Genomic DNA, 26,608 nt, shown 5'->3' with positions numbered 1-26,608 from the left:
CAGAAGTGAAACGCCGTAGCGCCGATGGTAGTGTGGGGTCTCCCCATGTGAGAGTAGGGAACTGCCAGGCATCAAACAAGTGAAGAGGCCATCCGGAAGGATGGCCTTTTTGCGTTTCTGCGCCAAAAAACGGTAGGCCGGGTAAGGCAAAGCCGCCACCCGGCAAGTCAGACCGCACTCCACGCCACAATAAACTGCGCAATCCCGTCCACATCATTTAAATCCAGCACCGGAACCTCAAGTTCCACTGCCACATCGCTGGCCACCGCAATCACATGCTCATCCAGCGTTAACTCGCTCAAATCATGCCCGGCATCGCTTCTGAAAAGTAGGATCTTAGGCACGGCCTCATGCTTAAATCCCTCAACCAGCACCAGATCCAGCGTGGAGTGATCCATCCGGCTAACGAGATAAGCGAGATTCAGCGGCGCCTCATCCGGCGTTTCTGTCATTAACGCCCAGCGCTGAGGACTTGCTACCATCGTTTGTGCTGCTCCTGCCTTACGCAGCTCATAGCTGTCTTTTCCGGGCGTATCAATGTCCATGTTGTGATGACTATGCTTAATCAAACCAGGGCGAAGCCCTCTGGCACAAAGCGCAGGAATGAGCTTTTTCAACAGCGTGGTTTTCCCGGTCCCACTCCAGGCGGAAATGGCTACAACAGGTATCATCTTTTCTCCTGCATCATCTGCAAATCTTCACTCGTATTTACGTTCACAAACGCTGATTTCACATCGCTAAAATCAACGGAATGGCCGCCAGACTCACGCATAAAGACCATCACTCTGCGCTCTCCCGCGGCCAGGTAGGCCTGCAGAGCAGGCGCTAGCGATCGATGCATCAACGCGATAGCAGGATGGTCACGCTCGCCGTCATGTACCCAAACCACAGGAGCCGTACCACGAAGCAGGAACAGACGCTCGACAAGACAGGACGGAATAAACGGGGTATCGCAGGGGCAGAAGATGAACCACTCTCCGTGCGACTGTTGCATGACTGAAAGCATACCGGCAAGCGGTCCCGGGTAATTTTCAAGGCTATCCTGATAAACGGCGTACCCGCTTTGCCGGTAAGTGTCGATATGCCTGTTCGCGCTGATGGCCATTGCCGTCACCTGGCCGGCGAGCGTATCGGCGACATGCTGCCACAAGGGTTTTCCATTAAGAAGCTGAAGCCCCTTATCTTTACCGCCCATTCGCGTTGCTCTGCCGCCTGCCAGAACGACCCCGATGATTTCCTGGCTAACATTCACGAATATCGCCTCTTTTATTGTGGGATTGACCCTGCTAACGTGTCACTCTAAATGAAAGGAGCACCACCATGAAATGTAAACGTCTGAATGAAGTTATTGAACTCCTCCAGCCCGCTTGGCAAAAAGAGCCAGAGCTCAATCTGATGCAATTTTTACAGAAACTGGCAAAAGAGTCAGGTTTTGAAGGCGATCTGGCAGACCTTTCTGACGACATCCTGATCTACCACCTTAAAATGCGCGACTCTGCCAAAGATGCTGTTATTCCTGGTATTCAGAAAGATTATGAGGAAGATTTTAAGACTGCATTGCTGCGCGCCCGAGGCGTAATTAAAGAGTAAAAGCTTGTAAGCGGCGGCACCGAAATCGCCACAAGATGATATCCTGAATCATTCGTATAATTTCCGGATGATCGGATGAACGACCAGGCTTTTACTTTCCAGACATTACACCCGGACACCATTATGGATGCCCTGTTTGAACAGGGTATTCGGGTGGATTCCGGGCTAACACCGCTAAACAGCTACGAAAACCGCGTCTATCAATTTCAGGACGAGGATCGTCAGCGCTATGTCGTAAAATTCTATCGTCCTGAACGCTGGTCCGCTGAACAAATTCAGGAAGAGCATCAGTTCGCTCACGATCTGCTGGATGACGATGTCCCCGTTGCCGCACCGCTGAAATTCAATAACCAAACGCTCCTTACGCACGAAGGGTATTACTACGCAGTATTCCCAAGTCTGGGTGGCCGTCAGTTTGAAGCGGATAATATCGATCAGATGGAGTGGGTTGCCCGCTATCTTGGGCGTATACACCAGACGGGACGCAAAAAAGCCTTTATTGCCCGCCCGACTATGGGGATTCAGGAATACCTTCTTGAACCGCGCACAATATTCGAAACGTCTGCAATGATCCCCGCAGCGCTAAAGGATGATTTCCTCAACGCCACCGATAAGCTTATTGCTGCAGTGAAAACCTGCTGGCGCGATGATATTTCCGTCCTGCGTCTGCATGGCGATTGTCACGCCGGGAATATTCTCTGGCGTGACGGCCCGCTGTTTGTCGATCTCGATGATGCGCGTATGGGGCCAGCGGTTCAGGACCTGTGGATGCTGCTCAATGGCGACAAAGCCGAGCAGCGCATGCAGCTTGAAACCATTATTGAAGCTTATGAAGAATTTAGCCCGTTTAATTCAGACGAAATTGCCCTGATTGAGCCTTTACGTGCGATGCGTTTTGTTTATTATCTCGCATGGTTAATCAGGCGTTGGGACGATCCGGCATTTCCTCGTAATTTCCCGTGGCTTACCGGAGAGGATTACTGGCGTAGCCAGATATCTACATTTACTGAGCAGGTTAAGGTTCTTCAGGAGCCCCCTCTGCAATTAACGCCGATGTATTAATGGACACACCCAGGAGAGAGTTAATCATGAAAAAAATTTGGCTGGCGCTGGCAGGTATGATTCTGGCATTTAGCGCTTCTGCTGCACAGTTTACCGACGGCAAACAGTACATCACGCTGGAGAAGCCGGTCGCTGGCGAGCCACAGGTACTGGAGTTCTTCTCGTTCTATTGCCCACACTGTTACCAGTTCGAGCAGGTGCTGCATGTCTCTGACAACGTGAAGAAAAAGCTGCCGGAAGGCACCAAAATGACCAAGTACCACGTCGAGTTCCTGGGCCCATTGGGTAAAGACCTGACTCAGGCATGGGCGGTGGCGATGGCACTGGGCTTAGAAGATAAGATCACTTCGCCAATGTTTGAAGCCGTACAGAAAACCCAGACCGTTCAGACCACTGCGGATATCCGTAAAGTGTTCGTTGATGCCGGCGTGAAAGGTGAAGAGTACGATGCCGCATGGAACAGCTTCGTGGTGAAATCACTGGTTGCCCAGCAGGAAAAAGCGGCTGCTGACCTCCAGCTTCAGGGCGTTCCGGCGATGTTTGTTAACGGCAAATATCAGCTGAACATGCAGGGCATGGACACCAGCAGCATGGATATTTTCGTTCAGCAGTATGCAGATACCGTGAAATACCTGGTTGAGAAGAAGTAATTTCGCTGATGTAAAAACGCCGGTCATTGACCGGCGTTTTTGTATGAACATTTTATCTTGTCTATCTGTTCGTCTTTCTCTTTCCAGAGCGTATTAAGCCACTGCTGGAAACGACGTTTGAAGTTCTTATCGTTTACGTAATCACCGTGCAGTTCAGCGTCAATCGGGACCAGGTCGACGTGCACGACAATACGCGTCAGTTTGCCGCTGAGCATATCGAAGAACGGCGTCTTATCGTTTTCCGGATAGCAGAGCGTGACGTTAAGAAGTTTATCGAACTGTGCTCCCAGCACGTTAAGCGCCATCGCAATCCCCGCTGCCTTTGGCGGCAACAGATGCTGATACGGAGAGCGAGTTTGCTGGCGCTTCTCTTCCGTAAAGCGGGAGCCTTCAACAAAGTTCACGATGGTCGTTGGATGCGCACGAAACTTTTCACAGGAGCGGCGCGTGGTCTCCACATCCTTACCGCGACGTTCCGGATGACGAATCAAATAGCTGCGCGAATAGCGTTTCATAAACGGCATATCGAGCGCCCAGCAGGCCAGCCCGATAAAAGGCACCCAGGCGAGCTGCTGTTTCAGGAAATATTTGTTCATCGGGATGTGTTTGCGAAAAAGCACGCATAACACCACGATGTCCGCCCAGCTGTGGTGATTGCAGATCAGCAGGTACCAGTTCTTTTTGTTAAGGTTCTCCAGCCCTTTGACATCCCACTTCAGGTGCGGGTTAAGGCGCAACAGGATCGCCAGTCCTTCGCACCAGCAATACATCATGAAATTACAAAATGCGGACACGGCTCGCCACACCACGGATACAGGCAGCAGCAGTTTAATGATCCCGGCGAGAATGATCGGTACGGAACAGGCGATCGTCACCAGGATAGTTAAAATGATGCTTAGCAGTAATGTTATTGCAGCGAGCAATCTCGACATGATGAGCTTTTTCAGGTGGTTAGCTGTAAGTGAGCGACCGGATAGTCGACGCTGGGCGCTGATTTTACCAGAAAACAGACAAATGAATGGCGCTTTCACAGGGTGAATTGGCGGCTTTTACCCCGGCGCAGAAGATTTCGCTGTTGTTCTGCGTAAATCAAGGCTTATATCCACATAGACTAAATTGTCATCAGTTGGCCATATAGAGGCGATCTCATAACATAACAATCTGATAATTAAGATCTAAATATTGCCTTATATGTATTTTTTACGTCTGTTATTCATGTGAAGTGAAAATACTCACAAACTTATCCACAGTTTGATTTTTACGAGCGATCCTCACGATCGCAAAATCTTTTCCTGTATCGGGCCTGAATAACTGATGTTTTCATCCTTCTGTGGCATCCTTTACGCATAAATTGATTAAAGGCACGGACATTATGGTTCAGATCCCAGAAAACCCTCTTATTCTCGTCGATGGCTCTTCTTACCTGTATCGGGCGTACCATGCGTTTCCTCCTCTGACCAACAGCGCAGGGGAACCTACCGGCGCAATGTATGGCGTGCTGAATATGCTGCGCAGCCTGCTCCTTCAGTATCAGCCAACCCATGCGGCCGTCGTGTTTGATGCGAAAGGCAAAACGTTCCGCGACGAGTTGTTTGAACATTACAAATCCCACCGTCCGCCAATGCCTGACGATCTGCGTGCGCAGATAGAGCCGCTGCATGCGATGGTGAAAGCGATGGGTCTGCCGCTGCTGGCCGTTTCTGGGGTTGAAGCGGATGACGTCATCGGTACGCTGGCGCGTGAAGCTGAAAAGATGGGTCGTCCGGTACTGATTAGCACCGGTGATAAAGATATGGCGCAGCTGGTGACGCCAGGGATTACCCTGATTAACACCATGACCAACACCATTCTTGGGCCGGAAGAGGTGGTTGCAAAGTATGGCGTGCCGCCAGAGCTGATTATCGATTTCCTCGCGTTGATGGGCGACTCCTCGGATAACATTCCTGGTGTCCCTGGCGTCGGTGAGAAAACCGCGCAGGCGCTGCTTCAGGGGCTGGGCGGGCTGGATACGCTCTACGCGGAATCAGACAAAATCGCCAGTCTCTCCTTCCGTGGTGCCAAAACCATGGCTGGGAAGCTGGAAGAGAACAAAGAGGTGGCTTATCTCTCTTATAAGCTGGCCACAATCAAAACCGATGTCGAGCTCGAACTGGGCTGTGAACAGCTGGAAGTGCAGCAGCCTTCTGCGGACGAGCTTCTAAGCCTGTTTAAGAAATACGAATTTAAGCGCTGGACCACTGACGTGGAAGCCGGTAAATGGCTGCAGGCAAAAGGGGCAAAACCTTCCACAAAGCCGAAGGAGACGATTGTCGTTGATGCAGAAGAGCAGGCGGAAGAAGAAGCCGTGGCGCTTTCCTTCGACAATTATGAAACTCTTCTTGAAGAGTCACAGCTCATTGCCTGGATCGAGAAACTGAAAAAAGCGCCGGTCTTTGCCTTTGACACCGAAACGGACAGTCTCGATAACATCTCTGCCAATATGGTAGGCCTGTCATTTGCGACAGAGCCAGGTCATGCGGCCTATGTTCCCGTGGCGCACGATTACCTGGACGCGCCGGAACAGATCTCCCGTGAACGCGTGCTTGAGCTGCTGAAGCCGATTCTGGAAGATGAAAAGGCGCTTAAGGTTGGGCAAAACCTCAAGTACGACCGCGGCATTCTGCAAAACTACGGCATTGAACTGCGCGGGATCGCCTTCGACACCATGCTTGAATCTTACATTCTGGACAGCGTCGCGGGCCGCCATGATATGGATTCCTTATCTGACCGCTGGCTCAAGCACAAAACGATCACCTTCGAAGAGATTGCCGGCAAAGGGAAAAATCAGCTCACCTTTAACCAGATTGCTCTCGAAGAGGCAGGACGCTACGCGGCGGAAGACGCTGACGTTACGCTGCAGCTGCACCTGAAAATGTGGCCAAAACTGCAAAAGCACGAAGGTCCGCTGAATGTGTTCCAGCATATTGAGATGCCGCTGGTACCCGTGCTGTCCCGCATTGAACGCAACGGCGTGAAAATCGATCCAACGGTGCTGCATAACCACTCCGGGGAGCTGGCGCAGCGCCTGACCGAGCTGGAGCAAAAAGCGCATGAGCTTGCAGGCGAGCCGTTTAACCTCTCTTCACCGAAGCAGCTGCAAACCATTCTGTTTGAAAAGCAGGGCATCAAGCCGCTGAAGAAAACCCCTGGCGGTGCGCCTTCAACCTCTGAAGAGGTGCTGGAAGAGCTGGCGCTGGACTACCCGCTGCCAAAAGTGATTCTGCAGTACCGTGGTCTCGCGAAGCTGAAGTCTACCTACACTGATAAGCTTCCGCTGATGATCAACCCGAAAACGGGCCGCGTGCACACCTCATATCATCAGGCTGTCGCGGCGACCGGTCGTCTCTCGTCAACCGATCCCAACCTGCAGAACATCCCGGTACGTAACGAAGAGGGCCGCCGTATTCGCCAGGCTTTCATCGCACCAGAGGATTATCTGATTGTCTCTGCTGACTACTCGCAAATTGAGCTGCGCATTATGGCGCATCTGTCCCGCGACAAAGGCCTGCTGACCGCGTTTGCCGAAGGGAAGGATATCCACCGGGCAACCGCGGCGGAAGTCTTCGGCTTGCCGCTGGACAGCGTGACCAACGAACAGCGCCGCAGCGCTAAAGCGATCAACTTCGGTCTGATCTACGGCATGAGCGCGTTCGGCCTTTCACGCCAGCTCAATATTCCGCGTAAAGAGTCGCAGAAGTATATGGATCTCTACTTCGAGCGCTACCCGGGCGTGCTGGAATATATGGAACGTACCCGCGCGCAGGCGAAAGAGAAAGGTTACGTTGAAACCCTGGACGGCCGCCGTCTCTACTTACCGGACATCAAATCCAGCAACGCGGCGCGCCGCGCGGGCGCAGAGCGTGCCGCGATCAACGCCCCGATGCAGGGGACCGCGGCGGACATTATTAAGCGTGCAATGATCGCCGTGGATGCCTGGCTCGAGAAAGAGAAACCGCGTGTGAAAATGATCATGCAGGTACACGATGAACTGGTATTTGAAGTGCACAAGGACGACCTCGACGCCGTGTCGAAGAAGATCCACGAACTGATGGAAAGCAGCATGACGCTGGACGTGCCGTTGCTGGTGGAAGTGGGAAGTGGTGAAAACTGGGATCAGGCTCACTAAGGGTTCTTCGCATAACGCGCTTTTTATGTAAGTTTGCAACATGGCAACGCGCGTTTTGTGACGATCATTAGAATTCCCTATGTAAAGAATGAAAAAAAACTACAAAAAGTGCTTTTTCTGCAACACAAAAAGGGGTAGAGTTATCGGCGTAGGGTACAGAGGTAAGATGTTCTATCTTTCAGACCTTTTACTTCACGTAATCGGATTTGGCTGAATATTTTAGCCGCCCCAGTCAGTAATGACTGGGGCGTTTTTTATTGCGGCAAAGAAATGTTCAGGCAAAAAAAAGCGCGGCCATTGCCGCGCTCGGTATTACTCTTCTTCCGCTTCCGTCGCGGGTTGCAGCTCGCTAAACCAGGTGTCGAGCTTCTGACGCAGCTTGTCCACGCCCTGCTTTTTCAGCGAGGAGAACGGCTCAACCTGCACATCGCCGTTGAACGCCAGCACCGCTTCGCGAACCATATTCACCTGCGCTTTACGTGCGCCGCTTGCCAGCTTATCGGCTTTCGTCAGCAGCACCAGCACGGCGATATCGCTTGCCACCGCCCAGTCGATCATCTGCTGATCGAGATCTTTCAGCGGGTGGCGAATATCCATCAATACCACCAGACCTTTCAGGCACATGCGTTTTTCGAGGTATTCACCCAGCGCACGCTGCCATTTGATTTTCATCTCTTCGGGTACCTGCGCATAACCGTACCCCGGTAAGTCGACCAGGCGTTTGCCCTCTGCGACTTCAAACAGGTTGATCAGCTGGGTACGGCCAGGTGTTTTTGAGGTACGCGCCAGGTTCTTCTGATTGGTCAGCGTATTCAGGGCGCTGGATTTCCCCGCATTAGAGCGGCCAGCAAAGGCCACTTCAATACCGGTATCAGAGGGGAGGTGGCGAATATCGGGCGCACTGGTGACAAAATGCGTCTGTTGGTAGTTCCAGGTAGTCACGTGGTCGTCTCCAAAAATCGTAATCTGAGGGGGATTATACCTGAATGCGGGCAAAAGACTTTTTTCATTGCACTCAGCCTGTAGGCTTAAGCCCTGGCCGCTGTGAGAGATTGGCTATACGTACTATGGGAGATTTCAGAGAAATCGCAGGAGCAAGAAAAAGGCAAACTGTTTTAAATCATCATCTTATTTCCAGGTAATTATCTGAAAATCCGTTTTTGTACCGTTTCGTTGCTTGTTAGTTTAAGCGAACACGGTAAAGTATGCGGCAAGGCGAGGAAGCCAACAGGATGATGACTTAAGGATAAGGGTCAGGAGCGCCAGGAGGCGAAGACGCAGGATTGTCAGGACGACCAGCGCCTGGAGGCGTTTTAACAGGAAATGGAACCGTATCACGGACGGTATTAGCCAAGGGATAAACAGGGTTTGTTGTTGGCAAACATGGAATGTCTGACCCGTTAAGGGTTGTGAGTCAGGAAAAAAGGCGACAGATTGCTCTGTCGCCTTTTTTCTTTGCTTGCTTTCTGCTAGATTTCGCCGCAATTCTATACTGAAGAAAACGACTTAAAGATAAAACATCATGAAAAAACCAACCTCCGCTGCGGGCGCGAAACGCCCTGCAAAAGCACGCCGCAAAACGCGCGAAGAACTGAACCAGGAAGCGCGCGACCGCAAACGCGACAAGAAACATCGCGGTCATGCTGCGGGTAGCCGTGCCAACGGTGGTGGTGCAGCGGGCGCTTCTGCAAAAAGCAAGCAGCAGAAAGATCCTCGTATCGGCAGTAAAACTCCCATTCCACTGGGCGTGACAGACACCCCGGTCACTAAGCAGCACAAACCAAAGAGCGAGAAACCTATGCTTTCACCGCAGGCTGAGCTGGATTTGCTGGAGAACGATGAGCGCCTGGACGCGCTGCTGGAACGTCTTGAAGAGGGTGAAACCCTGACCGCCGAAGAGCAGTCATGGGTGGATGCCAAACTGGATCGCATCGACGAGCTGATGCAGAAGCTGGGTCTGTCTTACGATGACGAAGACGACGAAGAAGAAGACGAAAAGCAGGAAGATATGATGCGTCTTCTGAAGGGTGGAAACTAACATTTGCACCCGGCAGGCTCGATAGTCCTGCTTATAACCCTTCCGGTTATATGTTATCTGGTGTGGTTATTCGTTAAACTACGGCGGTTGTCGCGGCGACAGAAGTGGCTGCGCACCCGAATGATGGCCCGCAATGGGGTCAGAACGGGCCGCCGTATACGAACGCGACACCAACGGAAGGAGTGAGCATGTCAGCACCAACTATCGACTGGGATTTGGCCCTAATCCAGAAATATAACTATTCCGGGCCGCGTTATACGTCATACCCCACCGCGCTGGAGTTCTCCGATGCCTTCGGCGAGGAGGATTTTCAGCAGGCTGTCGCGCGCTATCCTGAGCGTCCGCTGTCGCTCTACGTCCATATTCCGTTCTGCCACAAGCTTTGTTACTTCTGCGGCTGCAATAAAATCGTGACCCGCCAGCAGCATAAAGCCGACCAGTATCTTGACGCGCTCGAACAGGAAATTGTGCACCGCGCGCCGCTGTTTAAAGGCCGTCACGTCAGCCAGCTTCACTGGGGCGGCGGTACGCCAACCTATCTGAACAAAGCGCAAATAAGCCGCCTGATGACCCTGCTGCGCGGCAATTTCAGTTTTAACGACGATGCTGAAATCTCGATCGAAGTCGATCCGCGCGAAATTGAGCTGGATGTGCTGGATCACTTACGCGCAGAAGGCTTCAACCGCCTGAGCATGGGCGTGCAGGACTTCAATAAAGAGGTTCAGCGTCTGGTGAACCGCGAGCAGGACGAAGACTTTATTTTTGCCTTACTCAACCATGCGCGTGACATCGGTTTCACGTCGACCAATATTGACCTGATTTACGGCCTGCCAAAGCAGACGCCGGAAAGCTTTGCCTTTACGCTGAAGCGCGTGGCTGAACTCAGTCCGGACCGCCTGAGCGTCTTTAACTACGCGCATCTGCCGACGCTCTTTGCCGCCCAGCGCAAAATCAAAGATGCCGATCTGCCTTCTGCCCAGCAGAAGCTGGATATCCTGCAGGAAACCATCACCTCGCTGACCGACACCGGCTATCAGTTTATCGGCATGGATCACTTTGCCCGTCCTGATGACGAGCTGGCCGTTGCTCAGCGCGAAGGGGTACTGCACCGCAACTTCCAGGGCTACACGACCCAGGGCGATACCGATCTGCTCGGCATGGGCGTCTCTGCCATCAGCATGATTGGTGACTGCTACGCGCAGAACCAGAAAGAGCTGAAGCTCTACTACCAGCAGGTAGATGAAACCGGCAACGCGCTGTGGCGCGGCATCGCGCTAACCCGTGACGACTGCATCCGTCGTGATGTGATTAAAGCGCTTATCTGCAACTTCCGTCTCGATTTCAGGGACGTGGAAGCGCAGTGGGCGCTGAACTTCAGCGATTATTTCGCGGAAGATCTGAAGCTGCTGGCGCCGCTGGCGAAAGACGGGCTGGTGGATGTGTCGGAGAGCGCGATTGAGGTCACGCCGAAAGGGCGTCTGTTGATCCGCAATATCTGCATGTGCTTTGACGCATATCTGCGTCAGAAAGCGCGTATGCAGCAGTTCTCGCGGGTGATTTAAACGGTAATGCCGGGTGGCGGCTTCGCCTTACCCGGCCTACAAAAGTGCGAAATGTAGGACGGGTAAGCGAAGCGCCACCCGGCTTTTCATCGCCAACTCGCTAGCTAAACAGCCCAACCAGCGCCGCACACAGCACCGCCGCAACGGCGGTTTGTGGCGTGTGGCTTTCAGCGGCTCCGCTAGAGAGCATATTCACGAATGTTTCCAGCATGATGTTCACCCCCAATTTCCGGGCACGATCATACAAAACTCATCGGAACAGTAAAGCGCAAAATAACGGCAATTTGCGCTCAATTAATAACCTTTACACAAGCGCGGATATTACTCCATTCCCAGCTCTTTCAGCTTGCGCGTCAGGGTATTGCGTCCCCATCCTAACAGGCGAGCGGCTTCCTGCTTATGACCCTGGGTATGACGAAGCGCGGTGGTCAACAGCGTACGCTCCATCTCAGGCTGAGCCTCAGACAGCAGGTTTTGATGACCGGAACGCAGCGCGCGGTCGGCCCACTGCGCCAGCAGCGTCGCCCAGCTGTCCGGCAGCGCGTGTCCGCTACTGCTTTCCGGCGCGGTCGCCTCAAACAGCTCGGCCGGTAAATCCTGAATCAGCACTTCCTGACCGGCAGCCATCACGGTTAACCAGCGGCAGGTATTTTCCAGCTGACGCACGTTGCCCGGCCACGCGAGGCGGGTGAGGGCAGCATCGGTTTCCGGGTGAAGCTGCTTGGCTTCTACGCCCAGCTCGCGGGCGGCCACCTGCAGGAAATGACGCGCCAGGCGGGGAATATCTTCCCGGCGTTCACGCAGCGGCGGCAGATGAACGCGAATGACGTTCAGACGATGGAATAAATCCTCCCGGAATTTGCCTTCCTGCACGCGCTGCTCCAGGTTCTGGTGGGTTGCGGCGATGATGCGCACGTCCACCTTCACCGGCGCATAACCGCCCACGCGATAAAACTGCCCGTCGGCCAGCACGCGCAGCAGACGGGTCTGAACGTCCAGCGGCATATCGCCGATCTCATCCAGGAACAGCGTGCCGCCGTCAGCCTGTTCGAAGCGCCCCTGGCGAATGGTATTTGCGCCGGTAAACGCCCCTTTTTCGTGGCCGAACAGTTCGGATTCAATCAAGTCCTTCGGGATCGCCGCCATATTGAGGGCGATAAACGGCGCTTTTGCCCGCGGGCTGTGGCGATGCAGGGCATGGGCCACAAGCTCTTTACCGGTCCCCGATTCGCCGTTGATCAAGACGCTGATGGAGGAGCGGGACAGACGGCCAATAATGCGAAACACGTCCTGCATCGCCGGCGCTTCGCCGATGATGTCGGTGGTTGGCCCGAAATCGGGCGCGTGGCGCGGCTGTTGCTGCTCCTGATAATGGCTTATCGCGCGCTCGACCAGCGCCACCGCTTCGTCGATATCAAACGGTTTGGGCAGATAATCGAATGCCCCTTGCTGGTAAGCGCTCACCGCGGCATCCAGATCGGAATGAGCCGTCATTATGATGACCGGAAGCATAGGGTGGCGTTGTTTGATCTGCTTTAACAGCGCCAGCCCGTCCATGCCCGGCATACGGATATCCGACAGCAGAACATCGGGCGTTTTAGTGGTGAGTGCGTCGAGCACTTCGCTGCCGCTCTCAAACGTCGTGCAGCTTAATCCAGCCCCTGTGAGCGCGCGTTCAAGCACCCAACGGATGGAGCTATCGTCATCGACTACCCAGACTATCCCTCGTTGCATAAACGTCACCTTTATTTTTTAATCGGCAGGAAAACCGAAAACTCGGTATGTCCCGGCCAACTGGTAAATTCAATTTTTCCAGAGTGTTGGTCGATCAAACTGCGGGCAATGGATAAGCCCAGGCCGGTTCCGCCTTCGCGGCCGCTGACCATCGGGTAGAACAGAGTGTCCTGAAGATGCGATGGAATACCGGGGCCGTTATCCTCGACGTCGATACGGGCCGCAAGCCGATAGCGCACGCCGTGTAACGTGAGCTGGAAGGCGGTACGGGTGCGTAAAATAATCTCGCCCCCTTCCGGTCCAAGCGCCTGCAGGGCATTGCGCACAATGTTCAACAGGACCTGCTCAATCTGATCCGGGTCATGGGCCAGTTCCGGCAGGCTTGGGTCGTAATCACGCACCAGCGTGACGTTCTCTGGCAGCTCCATCGAGACGAGCTTCACCACGCGCTCGGCCACTTTATGGATGCTTTCTGTGACGTGCATTCCCGGCTGCTGTGGCCCGAGAAGACGGTCAACCAGATTCCGCAGGCGGTCCGCCTGCTCGATGATGACGTTGGTGTACTCCGCCAGCGCAGGGTCGGGCAGCGCCTTGGTCAGAAGCTGCGCCGCGCCGCGTAACCCACCCAGCGGGTTTTTGATTTCATGCGCCAGGCCGCGCACCAGGTCTCGGGCGGCAATTTGCTGCGCATGCTGAAGCTGCTCCTGGCTCAGGCGACGCTGATTATCCATCGGCGCCATTTCCAGCAGGATCAAGCCTTCGGGAAGACGTTGCGCGGTCAGCGACAGAATGTGCGAGCGCCCGTCGATCACCAGCGTCACTTCGTTATCGGTGAAACCCTGGCCCGCCTGTAAACTTTCCTGCATCAGGCCAATATTCAGCGAAAAATAGCTCAGAAGTTCCGGAAGCGGGGTGCCGAACAGTTTGCGTGCGCTTTGGGCGAGCAGCTGCTGTGCCGCCGGGTTGGCGTAATGAACGGCCAGCTCGTCATCCACCAGCAAAATGCTGTTAATCAAAGAATTGAGGATCTGCCCAGCATCGGGCAGCGTGCCAGTTGCCATTCAGCAGTCTCCTGGAGTCGTTTGCACTAATTTAGTGCAGTATAGCGTTTTCGGCGTCAAAAGCGCGTGAGATCAGATTGTTGGTGGAGAAAAAAGCCCATCCGGAGATGGGCTAAAAGTTTCCACGGCAACTACTCCCGGCGCTTGTCACGCCGGGTAAAACAACTTAATTAAACGCTGTAGTACAGTTCGAACTCAACCGGATGCGGAGTCATGCGCACGCGGTCGTTCTCTTCAGTACGCAGGGCGATGTAGGCATCGATAGCGTCGTCAGTGAATACCCCACCTGCGGTCAGGAACTCACGGTCTGCGTCCAGCGCCTGCAGGGCTTCTTCCAGAGAGCCAGCAACCTGTGGGATCTCTTTCGCTTCTTCTGGCGGCAGGTCGTACAGGTTTTTGTCCATCGCTTCGCCTGGGTGGATCTTGTTCTTGATACCGTCCAGACCGGCCATCAGCAGTGCTGCGAAGCACAGGTATGGGTTAGCCGCTGGATCCGGGAAGCGAACTTCGATACGACGCGCTTTAGGAGACGCCACCACCGGGATACGGATAGAAGCAGAACGGTTACGCGCAGAGTAGGCCAGCATCACTGGCGCTTCGTAGCCCGGGACCAGACGCTTGTAGGAGTTGGTGGTTGGGTTCGCCAGGGCGTTGATCGCTTTAGCGTGTTTGATTACGCCGCCAATGTAGTACAGCGCCTGCTCGGACAGACCGGCATATTTGTCACCAGAGAACAGGTTGGTACCGTTCTTGGACAGAGACATGTGGCAGTGCATACCGGAACCGTTGTCGCCAAACATTGGTTTTGGCATGAAGGTCGCAGTTTTACCGAAACGGTGCGCAACGTTGTGCACAACGTATTTGTAGATCTGAATTTCGTCCGCTTTTTTGGTCATGGTGTTGAAGCGGGTAGCCACTTCGTTCTGACCCGCAGTCGCCACTTCGTGGTGGTGAGCTTCAACAACCAGGCCCATCTCTTCCATCACCAGACACATGGTGGAACGAATGTCCTGTGCAGAGTCGACCGGAGGAACCGGGAAGTAACCGCCTTTCACGCCTGGACGGTGACCTTTGTTACCGCCTTCGTATTTGGTGGAGGAGTTCCATGCGCCTTCGATGTCGTCGATAGCCACGTGGGAGCCAGAGATAGAGGCACCAAAACGGATGTCATCGAACAGGAAGAACTCTGGCTCTGGCCCGAACAGAACGGTGTCCGCGATGCCGGTAGAACGCAGGTACTCTTCAGCGCGTTTCGCGATAGAACGTGGGTCGCGGTCGTAGCCCTGCAGCGTGCCTGGCTCGAGGATGTCGCAACGGATGATCAGGGTAGGTTCTTCGAAGAACGGATCAATGACCGCAGTGGTTGCATCTGGCATCAGAACCATGTCGGATTCGTTAATGCCTTTCCAGCCACCAATGGAGGAGCCGTCAAACATTTTGCCTTCTTCAAAGAATTCGGCGTTCACCTGATGAGCAGGGATTGTGACGTGCTGTTCTTTACCTTTGGTGTCGGTGAAGCGGAGATCAACAAACTTCACTTCATGTTCGTTCAGCATCGTCAAAACGTGTTCAGCGGACATACTTAACTCTCCAGATTGGTCATTGTCGTCGTGGTAACGAGGTCTTCAGTTTCTGTTTGTACTGGCTGTTGCCATGTAATTTTTATAAAGCGAAATCTGTGCCAACTTTTAAAACACCCCAAAAAGGCGTTATCATGCGCACCATAGTGCAAAAGGGCTGCACCACAATGGTAATGTTGCACCAGTATAGTGCTTTAGTGTGAACACCGAGCACCATATTGGTGCAATTTTCGTTAAAGTGCCCTTTTTCGCTCCGTGAAAGCGATCACAAAGCATCTCTGCGATACTTGTTTGCGGAGGATGTTTGTGATCCTGTTTTGTAGTGCGATTAATCCGTGTACAATAACGCGCTATTTCTAATGCCTGAGGCAAAGTTGTGATCGAAAATTTGCGTAACATCGCCATCATCGCGCACGTTGACCATGGTAAAACTACCCTGGTTGATAAGCTGCTGCAGCAATCCGGTACATTTGATGCACGTGCCGAAACTCAAGAGCGTGTGATGGACTCCAACGATTTGGAGAAAGAGCGTGGGATTACTATCCTCGCGAAAAACACCGCTATTAAATGGAATGACTACCGTATCAACATCGTTGATACCCCAGGGCACGCCGACTTCGGTGGTGAAGTTGAGCGCGTGATGTCCATGGTGGATTCCGTGCTGCTGGTGGTTGACGCATTTGACGGCCCAATGCCGCAAACGCGCTTCGTGACCAAAAAAGCATTTGCCCATGGCCTGAAACCAATTGTTGTTATCAACAAGGTTGACCGTCCTGGCGCACGTCCTGACTGGGTTGTTGATCAGGTATTCGACCTGTTCGTTAACCTCGACGCGACCGACGAACAGCTGGACTTCCCTATCATTTACGCTTCGGCGCTGAATGGTATCGCGGGTCTGGACCACGAAGATATGGCGGAAGACATGACCCCGCTGTATCAGGCGATTGTCGATCACGTACCGGCACCGGATGTTGATCTGGATGGTCCACTGCAGATGCAGATCTCCCAGCTGGACTACAACAACTACGTTGGCGTCATCGGTATCGGTCGTATCAAACGCGGTAAAGTGAGGCCAAACCAGCAGGTTACTATCATCGATAGCGAAGGCAAAACCCGCAACGGTAAAGTTGGCAAAGTGCTGACTCACCTGGGTCTGGAGCGTATCGACAGCGATCTGGCTGAAGCGGGCGACATCATCGCGATCACCGGTCTGGGCGAGCTGAACATCTCTGACACCATCTGCGATCCGCAGAACGTGGAAGCGCTGCCAGCCCTGTCTGTTGATGAACCAACCGTTACCATGTTCTTCAACGTCAACACCTCTCCGTTCTGTGGTAAAGAAGGTAAGTTCGTTACCTCTCGTCAGATCCTTGACCGCCTGAACAAAGAGCTGGTGCACAACGTTGCGCTGCGCGTTGAAGAAACCGAAGACGCTGATGCCTTCCGCGTATCCGGTCGTGGTGAGCTGCACCTGTCTGTTCTGATCGAAAACATGCGTCGTGAAGGTTTCGAGATGGCGGTTTCCCGTCCGAAAGTTATCTTCCGCGAAATCGACGGCCGTAAACAAGAGCCGTTCGAAAACGTGACGCTGGACGTTGAAGAGCAGCACCAGGGTTCTGTGATGCAGGCGCTGGGCGAGCGTAAAGGCGACCTGAAAAACATGAATCCAGATGGCAAAGGCCGCGTACGTCTCGACTACGTGATCCCAAGCCGTGGCCTGATCGGCTTCCGTTCTGAGTTCATGACCATGACCTCTGGTACCGGTCTGCTGTACTCCACCTTCAGCCACTACGACGACGTGCGTCCGGGCGAAGTGGGCCAGCGTAACAACGGCGTACTGATCTCCAACGGTCAGGGTAAAGCGGTTGCGTTTGCGCTGTTCGGTCTGCAGGATCGCGGTAAGCTGTTCCTGGGTCACGGTGCTGAAGTTTACGAAGGCCAGATCATCGGTATCCACAGCCGTTCTAACGACCTGACCGTAAACTGCCTGACCGGTAAGAAACTAACCAACATGCGTGCGTCCGGTACTGACGAAGCAACGGTTCTGGTTCCACCGATCAAGATGACCCTGGAGCAGGCTCTGGAATTCATCGATGACGACGAACTGGTAGAAGTGACTCCGCTGTCTATCCGTATCCGTAAACGTCACCTGACCGAGAACGATCGTAAACGTGCTATGCGCGGTGCGAAAGAAGAGTAATTCGGTTATGCCGTAGGCCGGGTATGCGCATGCGCCACCCGGCAACGAAAAAGCCGCTGAGCGATCAGCGGCTTTTTTTATTAGAACGAATACCGTAGCCCTAAACGGATCCGGTACTGCTCCCGGTTGTAATCATTCCATCGGTCCAGCCACTGCAGTTCGAGGTACGGCAGCCAGTTTCTGTCGATCCTGTAACTGAATTTATTGGTAATTTCCCAGTGATGGTCTTTGCCATTTTTGCTGTGATAATCATTCACCCGCTGGAAAAAGTGCGGTTCAAAGGTGTAGAAAAATGCATCCGTTACTTTGAAATTCCAGTAGTTGGCAAATTCGTGCGTGTCGTTCTTATCCATTTGCCCGTTATAGTCCGGCGTATCGTAGTTGTTATGGTTATAGCGATAGCGGAACGTCAGATTAAACCAGTCTGTAAATTTGTAGTTGGTATCTAAATAGACCGCGCCACCCGAACCTGCGCTGCTGTCGTTAATCAACCCGCCGGGCTGGAAGGTGAGTTTATCGGTCGGCTTAAAGAGCGGATACCACCCCTCGATTTCGTTATAGCTGTGCTTAAGTTCATCCCATTTACCCACGTTATAGGCGTTGGTGAACATCAGTCCCGCGCCCATATCGAAGTTATAGCCCGCACGCAGGATCACCTCGTGCATCTCTGAGGCCGTATTGTAGGCTTCACGCGTTTCGACATAGGCCCCGGCAAATACCGGGCAGGACACAGACGACACGATCAGTACAGTGATGATTCTTTTCATAATTTGTCCATGTATCAGGTACAGAAAGGCCTCCCTCCTGATAAACAGGAAGGACATAGTGGCCGGATTTATTGTTATAAAGTGACTGCTGACGCTTTATTGTTGGTGGTTATCTCAGGGGTATTCACGGTTTGTTTCTTCCGTTTTCCAATCTCCTCGATAATAAAGGCGAAGCGCGCTTCGTTGAGTTTATAAAACAGCCCCATGGTCACGGCAGCAACAATCGCCAGGCCGCACGGCCAGAGGAAAATCAGCTGACGCAACCCAAGCAGCGTGCCCGCGCTCTGGACGGCATGGGGAACGTAGCCAATCTGGGTCAGCATGATGCCGGGCAGGAAACCGGCGAGCGCGGCGGAGATTTTGCGCGAGAAGGTATAGCCGGTATACACCGACCCTTCGGCGCGAATGCCGGTTTTCCACTCGCCGTAATCGACGGTATCCGGCACCAGCGCCCAGTTCAGGCTATTAACAAACGCCGTGCCGAAGAAGGCCATGCAGGAAAAAAGCACGAACAGCAGGGAGCTGGTCCCCCAGAAGAAATTCAGCACGTCGCCCACCGCCCACAGCGCCAGCCCGCCCAGATAGACCGGTTTCTTGCCAAAGCGCTTTACCGCGCCGGGCACCAGAAACACGCCAATCAGAATGCAGCCCATGCTGAAAAAGCCCATCCACGACAGCAGATGCAGATCGTTCAGCACGTACTGGGTGTAATAGACCTGAATCGCCAGCTTGATGTTAAACGCGGCGAGAGTGCACAGGTTGGCGATGCACAGCACCAGCAGCGGCGGATTGCGGAAAATCGCGCAGAATGATTTCAGAATGCCGGGCTTATGGTGATCGGGCGTAAGCTCGACGTAGCGTTCTTTCACCCCGCTGTAGCACCACCACATGCAGAACAGGCCGCCGGTAACGAACACCAGCGCGGCCACCAGATAGCCGAGTGAGGGCTGGTGGACGAACAGCGCCTGAATGGGCATAAAGCCGACGGTGCAGAGCAACAGTCCTACCGTTGCGCCGCCCTGACGCCACGCCGCAAGCTGCGCGCGCTCGTTCGGGTTTTTGGTGATGGCCGGGACCATCGCACCGTAGGCGCAGTTCATCAGGCTATAGCAGAGGCCAAACATCATGAAGAGCACGGTGGCGAGGGCCGTTTTCACCGTCAGGCTAAAGTCGTTGGCCATAAACTGCGCCGTCGCGACCAGCGCCACCGGGACGGAGGCATAAAGAATAAACGGCCGGAACTTCCCCCGCGCGCCGATATTACGCCGTGAGTCGAGCAGCACCCCGGTCAGCATGTCGGTAAAGGCGGTGAAAAACTTCGCGACGAGGAAAATAATGCCGCCGTAGAACGCCGGCATGCCCAGTTCATCGGTGTAAAACTTCAGCAGATACAGCGTGCCAATACACAGCATCAAGTTCGAGCCAAAATCGCCCATCCCGTAGGCGCACTTCTCTCGCAGGCTCAATTTCAGGGTTAACGGATCAGTATTATGTGTCATGGTCGATCCTCAAAGCGCCCCGCAGGGCGCTCTATCACGTCATTATGCCGTACGTTTGCGCAGTTCGATCTCTTCGACGATGCGCACATACATCTTCTCGTTGAGGTTGTAGAAGCAGCCCATCGCCACGATGGTGATAACTGCCAGCAGGCTCGGGTAGATAAATATCAGCTGCCGCAGCCCTTCAACCGTGCCACTGGATTGCACCACGTTGGGCACATAGCCGATCTGCGTGAGCATGATCCCCGGGAAGAAGCCCGCCAGCGCCTGAGAGACCTTCCTGAAGAAGGTAAAACCGGTATAGACCGTCCCCTCTGAGCGCACGCCGGTGCGCCACTCACCGTACTCCACGGTATCGGACACCAGCGCCCAGTTCAGGCTGTTCACGAACGCGGAGCCGAAAAAGGCCAGGCAGGAGAACGCCACAAAGCTCACCGAGCCGCCGCCGAAGAAGTAGTTGAGCAGATCGCCCGCCACCCAAATCATCAGCCCGCTGATGTAGACCTTTTTCTTGCCGAAGCGCCGCACCGCGCCGGGCATCATAAAGACGCCGATAAAAATGCAGCCCATGCTGAAGAAGCCCATGTACGACAGCAGGATCGGGTCGTTCAGCACGTACTGCGTGTAGTAGACCTGAATGGCGAGTTTGACGTTAAAGGCGCCCAGCGTGCACAGGTTGGCGATGCACAGGATAAACAGCGGACGGTTCCCGGCGATGGCGCGAAACGACTGCAGCAGCCCCGGTTTTTGCGCCGGGTTGGCGGGCTGCGCCTCGACGTAACGTTCGGTCACCCCCTTGTAGCACCACCACATAAAAAACAGTCCGAACAGCGAGAAGAGGGTGGCGGCAAAGATATAGCCAAGCTGGTCATTGCCTTCAATCAGGTTCATCACCGGAACAAAACCCACGGTACAGAGCAGCAGGCCCAGCGTAGCGCCGCCCTGACGCCAGGCGGCCAGCGAGGCGCGCTCGTCCGGGTTTTTGGTAATGGCGGGCACCATCGCGCCGTAGGAGCAGTTCATCATGCTGAAGAACAGGCCGTACAGCATGAACAGCACCGTCGCCATCACCGTTTTACCGGTGATTTCAAACGGCGTGCCAACGAAGTTGGCAATCGCCAGTAAGGTCACCGGGAACGCCGCATAGAGCACGAACGGGCGGAATTTTCTTTTCGGGCCGATCTTGCGCCGGGAGTCGAGCATGATCCCGGTGCCCATATCGGTGAAGGCGGTAAAGAACTTCGCAATCAGGAAGATAATTCCGCCGTAGGTGCCCGGCAGCCCCAGCACGTCGGTGTAAAACTTCAGCAGATAAAGCGTGCCGATATCCAGCAGGATGTTTGAGCCGAGATCGCCCATCCCGTAGGCGAGTTTTTCTTTAAACGGCAGGCGTAGGGTTGCCGGATCGGAAGTATGTTGACTCATTATTGTTCTCCGTCTGCCCGCAGGTGGCCCCGCGGGCGAGCCTTATCAGATATGACGTAAGGTGCTAAACAGATCTGCCCATTCGCTGTGCTGGCGGTAGAAGACCGGCGGCTTGCCGAGCGGGGCATCTACGGTCACGTCACCGCCCCGGCAGATTTCCCCGGTCCACGCATTCACCCAGCTGTCCTGCGGCAGATAGAGCGACCAGTCGCGGCGCCCCTCTTCATGAACCGGCGCCACCAGCAGGTCGCGGCCAAACAGGTACTGGTATTTCAGCGTGTAGGCGCGCGCGTCGTCCTCGTAGTGCAGGAACAGCGGACGCATCACCGGCAGGCCGCTTTTCGCGTTCTGCGCGACCGCAGCTTTGATGTACGGCTTTAGGGTGGTGAAGACGGTTGTCATGCGCGCGAAGTGCGCGATGGTTTCCGCGTCGCCGTCGAACTGCCAGTTGTCGCCGGGACGGTTGCCCTCATGGGTACGCATCATCGGCGTAAAGGCGCTGAAGTCGCACCAGCGCAGCAGCAGCTCTTTGCTGCGCTTCATCTCGAACAGGGTCGTATAGCCGCCGATGTCGCTGTGGTGCAGGCCGTGCCCGGTCATCGCCAGCGACAGCGCCGCAGGGATGACGGACGCCAGACCGTCGTCCAGGCTCCAGTCGACGTTCTGATCCCCCGCCCACATCATCACCGAGTGCTTCTGGCTGCCGGTATAGCCCGCGCGCATGAAGAACAGGATCTCGCCGAGCTTGCCGGTCTCCTGAAGCGCTTCGTAGTTACATTTGGCCCACAGGGCAGGCCAGGCGTTATGCATGATCTCCGCGCTCACGCCGTTATGCAGGAAGGTGTCGGTCGGCAGGTACTCCCCGAAATCGGCCATCCAGCCGCCGCAGCCCAGTTCGATCAGGTTCTTTTTAATGACCTCTTTGTACCAGTCGTAGGCTGCCGGGTTGGTCAGGTCGATAACGCCCGCGTAGAACTCGCCGAACTCGACGTGGTAGTCCTCGCCGTTGGCGTTTTTGGTCAGATAGCCGCGTTTCGCGGCCTCTTCGCAGAGATCTTTATCGCTGGCGACGTACGGGTTGATATAGGAGAGGAACTGCACGCCTTCCTCTTTCCACTTCGCAATACGCGCATCAAGCTGCGGATAGAGCGCGCTGTTCCACTTCCAGTTCCACATTACGCGTTTGCCGAAGGAGGTCATGCGAATGCCGGACCAGTCCTGCGCCCAGATGCCGTTGACCTTCACGCCGCCCTCGCGCATGGCGTCGAGCTTCTGCTGGCACACCTCGGTGCCGCCCTGAATGCCCAGCGTCACGCCGTCGTACACCCAGTCCGGCAATTCAGGCTGACGCCCCAGCAGGCCGGTCAGTTTTTCCAGCAGATCGACGTAGGTTTCTGCGCATTCGAAGCGCAGCGTGGCGTTATCTTCCCAGAACGCCAGCTCGTGGAAATCCGGCGCGCTGAAGTCGAAGTTCATATAACAGCTGTTATCCACGTGGCAGTAGTACTTCTGGGTGCTCACGAAGGTAGGCTGCGGGAAGAAGGTCCAGTAGTAGTCGCCGCCCGCGTTCTCTTTGCAGTCGGCCTGCCAGGTGACGTAGGTTTGCTTATTGCGGCCCACGCCCTGCTCGCTGGTCCACAGCGGGAACGGCTTGCCGCGCAAATCGAAATACGAGAACTGCTCGCCGCAGCCGTAAATATGATCGTCTGGCTGCGCCGCCAGCCGCAGCCAGATGCGGTTATGGCTGGCGGCGTCATTTTTCAGCTTCAGCTCCAGACGGCCTTCCGCATCCCCGCCCACCAGCAGCGTCGCGCTTACCGCATCGCCGCGGGTAAAGCGGATCGCCCAGCCCGCGTTTTGCTGCGTGACGGTCGCGTCCGTCAGGGCAATCTTTTCGTTGAGCTTGTCTTTGATGCTGAAGTTGCCGCGAAACATCTCGATATCCGCCTCGCCTGCGCCAATCCACAGGCAAGGGGCATCCGCGGCGTGGGATAAAATCAGACGGTCCTGCCAGCGCAGGGTGAAGCCACTTTCGTTATTTTTCAGGTCAATATTGTGTAGGGTACGCATAAAAACTCCGTCTTAATTATTTGGCCTGGCTATCCAGTAATCCGGCGGCGACGGCAGGCGCTAGGCCCGGCGCCAGCGGCAGGCGGGGGATCACCAGGCAGTGCAGCAGATGATAAATATCCTGCTTGCCGTCCCAGACTTTGGTGGTTACTTCGTTATTGGTGTCCAGCTCCTGCCACCAGGAACCGTTTTCGTAATCCATCAGGTACTTGATGCAGTAATCCCACCACTTCTGATACCAGGCTTCGTACTGCGCTTCGCCGGTCACGGTATATAGGGCATAGGCCGTACCCATCGCCTCGACGATTGGCCAGCGCACGCGTTCGCGGACGATTGGCTTGCCGTCCCAGCCCACGGAATAGACAAACCCGTCGGCGCCGTCGGGTGCCCAGGCGTCGCGGATGGTGGCGTGGAACAGGCCTTTCGCATCTTCCAGCAGCCATTCCGGCGGGGTTTCAAAGCGCGCTTCCAGGGCGGCGCGCAGGTGCAGCATCAGGCGGCCCCATTCAATCCAGTGTCCCGGCGTGCCGCCGTAGGCGCGGAAGCGGTGAGCAGGGTTATCGATGTTGTAATCGCGGATCGGGTTCCAGCTGGTGTCGAAATGCTCGTTAACGCGATACTCCCCTTTGCGCGCCACGTCATGAATAATTACCGACGCGATGCGCAGGGCGCGGTCGAGCCATTTACGGTCGTGGGTCACGTCATAGACGATCAGGAAGGCTTCCACGGCGTGCATGTTGGCGTTACCGCCGCGATAGTCTTCCGTTTTGCTGAAGGCTTCATCCCAGGACTCCAGGCACATCTGCTCCTGTTCGCTCCAGAAGTAGCGCTCAATCACCTCGATGGCATCGTCCAGCAGCTTACGTGCCTGCGGGTGACCCGTGGTCACGGCGCTCGCCGCGCCCAGCAGGACGAAGAAGTGCTGATAGCCCTGCTTGGACGCATCAATCACGCCTTCATCGTTAACGCAGGCGTACCAGCCGCCGTGCTGTTTGTCGCGCAGCGGGCCGTTCAGGGCGTTAATGCCGTGCTCAACCAGGGCATACGCGCCGGGGCGTCCCATGTTCGCCGCCACCGCGTAAACGTGCAGTATGCGGGCGGTGATCCACAGATGCGTGCCCATATCGCTACGCACCTGGCCGTTATTGCCCAGCCAGCCAAAGCCGGTCGGCACGGCGGCATTTTTGCCGAAATCGAGAATGCGGTCGGTCTCTTGTTCGAGCCAGCGGTTATGGCTCAGGGTGTTAAACCATTTCATGTTCGGGTCCTTTGTTAACGGCGAGCCATCATTTCGTCGACGATCTCACCCAGACGCTGAAGTTTGGGGACGGAAATATCACGCAGCATCAGCTCGGTGTCCGGCAGGCCAATCACAGAGGACCAGACGGCGCGACCGGCTAAAAAGCCCGATGCCCCCGCCTGCATCGCCACGCTCACCGCGCGCGGGAATAACTTATCGTCAACGCCGGACGAGAGGATCACCCACGGCATGGCGATGTTCTCGTTAAGCTTTTGCGAGGCCGCCAGCAGCGCCTGCTGCGTGCCCTTGCCAAACAGCGGCATCTCCACTTTGTAGAGGTCGGCACCGCTGTCGCCCAGCTCTTTGGCCGCGTCGATAATCGCCTGTTCGCGGTTAAACGCGGCACCGCGACGTGGCGGACGCACCACCGGCTCGATAATGCTCAGCAGCCCGTTGTCGTGGCAGAGCGTATTGAACGCTTTCACCATCTCCAGGCGCTGCTGCGGATCTTCATCGCTGCGCCACAGCACCAGCAGCTTCAGAGCCTTGCCGCCGTCGCGTTTGACCGCCTGCGCGTCGATGCTTTTGTCGATCACCACGCTGTCGACCGGAATACCGTTCCCAGGAATAAACTCGTCGGCGGCCACAATCATCGCGCAGCTGTTGGCTACGGCCTGCTGCTCCACAATCTGGCGATAGCAGAACTGCTGGTCGACGAGAATGGCCGAGGCGTACGGCGACAGAATCTTCGCCGCGTTGACCTTAAAATCCGTCAGGTGCTGGTCGGTTACCGGCACCGGCGCGCCTGCGGCGGCAAACATCAGGCGCATCGCTTCGCGCTGGTCCACGGCCAGCATCGCAAAACCGCCGGAAGGTCGGGTGATATCTTTCAGGGTGTACATCGTCATTCCTCAGTCCTTTCGTATCAGTGTGTTTTTTTCAGCCCGGCAGATGCGCGAACCTGTTCAAGAATGGCCGTCCAGTCTTCGCGCCCGCGCCCGGCGGCGCGTGCCTGGTTGTAAACTTCGCGGGAGGCCGCGCCCAGCGGCATCGGAACGTGGAGCTGGTTGGCCACGTCGAGGGCGATCCCCAGATCTTTATGCGCGAGGTCGATCATGAAGGCGGGTGAAAGATCCCCTTTCAGCACCTTGTTCGGCCATGAGGTGGTGAAGTGGCCTTTACCCGCTGGCGTGCCGTTCATCACCTTCAGCGCCACGTCAAAGGAGAGGCCAAGCGCTTCACACAGCACCGCCGCCTCGGCGGAAAGCGCGTTCAGGGCGATGCTCATGTAGTTATTGATGAGCTTTACGCGGATGCCCATGCCCGGCCCGCCGGCGTTAATCAGCTCATTGCCCATCGCCATTAAGACGGGGGTGGCACGTTCCACCTGCTGCGCCGTGCCGCCTGCCAGCAGAAGCAGCGTGCCGGCGATGGCATGGTCAGACGTGCGTCCCACGGGCACGTCCATCAGGCTGAAGCCGCGCTCAGCCATGTCGCGGATCAGCGCGTCGGTTTGCAGCGGGTGGATGGTGGACATATCAATCACCAGCGCGTCGCGGGATAACCCTTCGCACACGCCGTGCTCGCCGAACAGGACGCTGCGCACCAGGTCGCCGTTTGGCAGCATGGTGATGACGAATTCGGCGTCCGTGGCAGCCTGAGCGGGCGTAGCCGCCGCCCGTGCGCCGCTCTCCACCAGCGCCTGCACCGCCTGCGGGTTCACGTCAAAGACGTTAAGCTGGTGACCTTGCTTCAACAGATTCTTCGCCATTGGCGCGCCCATCTGCCCTAAACCGATAAATGCGATTGCTGACATGCCTCTCTCCTGTCACATCGTGTCAATTTCTGCGCGTTTGTGTTGTCTGTTTTTGATCGTATTTGTAATTTATAGTCAAAAAATTGACACGGGTCACTTTTTAAACATTTGGTGAAATTAAAATGAAGGCATCAGAAAACGCAGAAGGA

23 protein-coding genes are annotated in these 26,608 nt (G+C 55.2%); 8 read left to right on the top strand and 15 right to left on the bottom strand.

Going from position 1 to position 26,608, the window contains the following annotated elements; genetic code table 11:
* Positions 1-167: 167 nt before the first annotated feature.
* Positions 168-671, bottom strand: a complete 504-nt coding sequence (gene mobB, locus ACOTXF_RS17050; RefSeq protein ID WP_032654253.1) for a molybdopterin-guanine dinucleotide biosynthesis protein MobB — start codon at positions 669-671, stop codon at positions 168-170.
* Entirely contained in the window at positions 668-1,252 is a 585-nt protein-coding gene (gene mobA / locus ACOTXF_RS17045) for a molybdenum cofactor guanylyltransferase MobA (protein WP_023293674.1), read from the bottom strand. Before mobA ends, mobB begins: the two co-directional genes overlap by 4 nt.
* A 68-nt stretch (positions 1,253-1,320) precedes the next feature.
* On the opposite strand from mobA, the gene ACOTXF_RS17040 reads away from it, so the two are divergent.
* The 3 genes from ACOTXF_RS17040 to dsbA all read left to right on the top strand — a co-directional run bounded on the left by ACOTXF_RS17040 (position 1,321) and on the right by dsbA (position 3,302).
* Entirely contained in the window at positions 1,321-1,590 is a 270-nt protein-coding gene (locus ACOTXF_RS17040) for a YihD family protein (RefSeq protein ID WP_045416839.1), read from the top strand.
* Positions 1,591-1,665: 75 nt separating this feature from the next.
* Positions 1,666-2,652 (top strand): serine/threonine protein kinase, encoded by a 987-nt coding sequence (locus tag ACOTXF_RS17035; protein ID WP_008501865.1) that lies wholly within the window; start codon positions 1,666-1,668, stop codon positions 2,650-2,652.
* Between the two features lie 26 nt (positions 2,653-2,678).
* Entirely contained in the window at positions 2,679-3,302 is a 624-nt protein-coding gene (gene dsbA, locus ACOTXF_RS17030) for a thiol:disulfide interchange protein DsbA (RefSeq protein ID WP_234115329.1), read from the top strand.
* Between the two features lie 23 nt (positions 3,303-3,325).
* On the opposite strand, the gene ACOTXF_RS17025 is transcribed toward dsbA, so the two are convergent.
* A complete protein-coding gene (locus tag ACOTXF_RS17025; RefSeq protein ID WP_232927050.1) occupies positions 3,326-4,177 on the bottom strand; it encodes an acyltransferase in 852 nt (283 codons plus the stop codon).
* On the opposite strand from ACOTXF_RS17025, the gene ACOTXF_RS17020 reads away from it, so the two are divergent.
* Together ACOTXF_RS17020 and polA are read left to right on the top strand one after the other, a co-directional pair.
* Positions 4,074-4,340 carry a hypothetical protein gene (locus tag ACOTXF_RS17020; protein WP_223861884.1) on the top strand — a complete coding sequence of 89 codons (267 nt, stop codon included), beginning with the start codon at positions 4,074-4,076 and terminating at the stop codon, positions 4,338-4,340. The genes ACOTXF_RS17025 and ACOTXF_RS17020 overlap by 104 nt on opposite strands.
* 334 nt (positions 4,341-4,674) lie before the next feature.
* Complete coding sequence (polA, locus tag ACOTXF_RS17015) at positions 4,675-7,467, top strand: DNA polymerase I (protein WP_047745796.1); 2,793 nt, start codon at positions 4,675-4,677, stop codon at positions 7,465-7,467.
* 312 nt (positions 7,468-7,779) lie between these two features.
* Here polA and yihA read toward each other — a convergent pair whose 3' ends face one another.
* Positions 7,780-8,409: a ribosome biogenesis GTP-binding protein YihA/YsxC gene (yihA, locus tag ACOTXF_RS17010; protein WP_047745794.1), complete on the bottom strand. Its 630-nt coding sequence runs from the start codon at positions 8,407-8,409 to the stop codon at positions 7,780-7,782.
* A gap of 580 nt (positions 8,410-8,989) precedes the next feature.
* Between yihA and yihI the strand changes: the two genes are divergently transcribed.
* Positions 8,990-9,505 carry a Der GTPase-activating protein YihI gene (gene yihI, locus ACOTXF_RS17005; RefSeq protein ID WP_008501860.1) on the top strand — a complete coding sequence of 172 codons (516 nt, stop codon included), beginning with the start codon at positions 8,990-8,992 and terminating at the stop codon, positions 9,503-9,505.
* Positions 9,506-9,693: 188 nt separating this feature from the next.
* Positions 9,694-11,067, top strand: coding sequence for an oxygen-independent coproporphyrinogen III oxidase (hemN, locus tag ACOTXF_RS17000; RefSeq protein ID WP_048962883.1), 1,374 nt, complete (start codon positions 9,694-9,696; stop codon positions 11,065-11,067).
* A 100-nt stretch (positions 11,068-11,167) separates the two neighbouring features.
* On the opposite strand, the gene ACOTXF_RS16995 is transcribed toward hemN, so the two are convergent.
* From ACOTXF_RS16995 to glnA, 4 genes are all read right to left on the bottom strand, one after another.
* Entirely contained in the window at positions 11,168-11,278 is a 111-nt protein-coding gene (locus ACOTXF_RS16995; protein ID WP_032622955.1) for a YshB family small membrane protein, read from the bottom strand.
* A gap of 110 nt (positions 11,279-11,388) precedes the next feature.
* Complete coding sequence (gene glnG, locus ACOTXF_RS16990) at positions 11,389-12,801, bottom strand: nitrogen regulation protein NR(I) (protein WP_008501858.1); 1,413 nt, start codon at positions 12,799-12,801, stop codon at positions 11,389-11,391.
* Between the two features lie 11 nt (positions 12,802-12,812).
* A complete protein-coding gene (gene glnL, locus ACOTXF_RS16985) occupies positions 12,813-13,862 on the bottom strand; it encodes a nitrogen regulation protein NR(II) (RefSeq protein WP_008501857.1) in 1,050 nt (349 codons plus the stop codon).
* Between the two features lie 170 nt (positions 13,863-14,032).
* Positions 14,033-15,442: a glutamate--ammonia ligase gene (gene glnA, locus ACOTXF_RS16980; RefSeq protein ID WP_008501856.1), complete on the bottom strand. Its 1,410-nt coding sequence runs from the start codon at positions 15,440-15,442 to the stop codon at positions 14,033-14,035.
* 376 nt (positions 15,443-15,818) lie between these two features.
* Here glnA and typA point away from each other — a divergent pair, with 376 nt between their 5' ends.
* The gene (gene typA / locus ACOTXF_RS16975; RefSeq protein ID WP_047745792.1) at positions 15,819-17,642 is read left to right on the top strand and encodes a ribosome-dependent GTPase TypA; all 1,824 of its coding nucleotides are present in this window, start codon (positions 15,819-15,821) and stop codon (positions 17,640-17,642) included.
* An 80-nt stretch (positions 17,643-17,722) separates the two neighbouring features.
* On the opposite strand, the gene ompL is transcribed toward typA, so the two are convergent.
* The 7 genes from ompL to yihU form a co-directional block, all read right to left on the bottom strand.
* Positions 17,723-18,409, bottom strand: a complete 687-nt coding sequence (ompL, locus tag ACOTXF_RS16970; RefSeq protein ID WP_032635449.1) for a porin OmpL — start codon at positions 18,407-18,409, stop codon at positions 17,723-17,725.
* Positions 18,410-18,483: 74 nt separating this feature from the next.
* The gene (locus ACOTXF_RS16965; RefSeq protein WP_048962884.1) at positions 18,484-19,908 is read right to left on the bottom strand and encodes an MFS transporter; all 1,425 of its coding nucleotides are present in this window, start codon (positions 19,906-19,908) and stop codon (positions 18,484-18,486) included.
* A 42-nt stretch (positions 19,909-19,950) separates the two neighbouring features.
* Positions 19,951-21,333 carry an MFS transporter gene (locus tag ACOTXF_RS16960; RefSeq protein ID WP_316937176.1) on the bottom strand — a complete coding sequence of 461 codons (1,383 nt, stop codon included), beginning with the start codon at positions 21,331-21,333 and terminating at the stop codon, positions 19,951-19,953.
* 45 nt (positions 21,334-21,378) lie between these two features.
* On the bottom strand, positions 21,379-23,403 hold the full coding sequence (locus ACOTXF_RS16955; RefSeq protein ID WP_232927038.1) for an alpha-glucosidase: 2,025 nt from the start codon (positions 23,401-23,403) through the stop codon (positions 21,379-21,381).
* A gap of 16 nt (positions 23,404-23,419) precedes the next feature.
* The gene (gene yihS / locus ACOTXF_RS16950; protein WP_421635288.1) at positions 23,420-24,661 is read right to left on the bottom strand and encodes a sulfoquinovose isomerase; all 1,242 of its coding nucleotides are present in this window, start codon (positions 24,659-24,661) and stop codon (positions 23,420-23,422) included.
* A 14-nt stretch (positions 24,662-24,675) separates the two neighbouring features.
* Positions 24,676-25,551 (bottom strand): sulfofructosephosphate aldolase, encoded by an 876-nt coding sequence (yihT, locus tag ACOTXF_RS16945; RefSeq protein WP_047745785.1) that lies wholly within the window; start codon positions 25,549-25,551, stop codon positions 24,676-24,678.
* Between the two features lie 17 nt (positions 25,552-25,568).
* A complete protein-coding gene (gene yihU / locus ACOTXF_RS16940) occupies positions 25,569-26,459 on the bottom strand; it encodes a sulfolactaldehyde 3-reductase (RefSeq protein WP_047745783.1) in 891 nt (296 codons plus the stop codon).
* Positions 26,460-26,608: the final 149 nt, after the last annotated feature.

The sequence above is a fragment of the Enterobacter cloacae complex sp. IR53041 genome (assembly GCF_049238285.1).
Classification (GTDB): domain Bacteria; phylum Pseudomonadota; class Gammaproteobacteria; order Enterobacterales; family Enterobacteriaceae; genus Enterobacter; species Enterobacter roggenkampii.
This window is presented reverse-complemented; position numbering and strand designations above follow the sequence as displayed.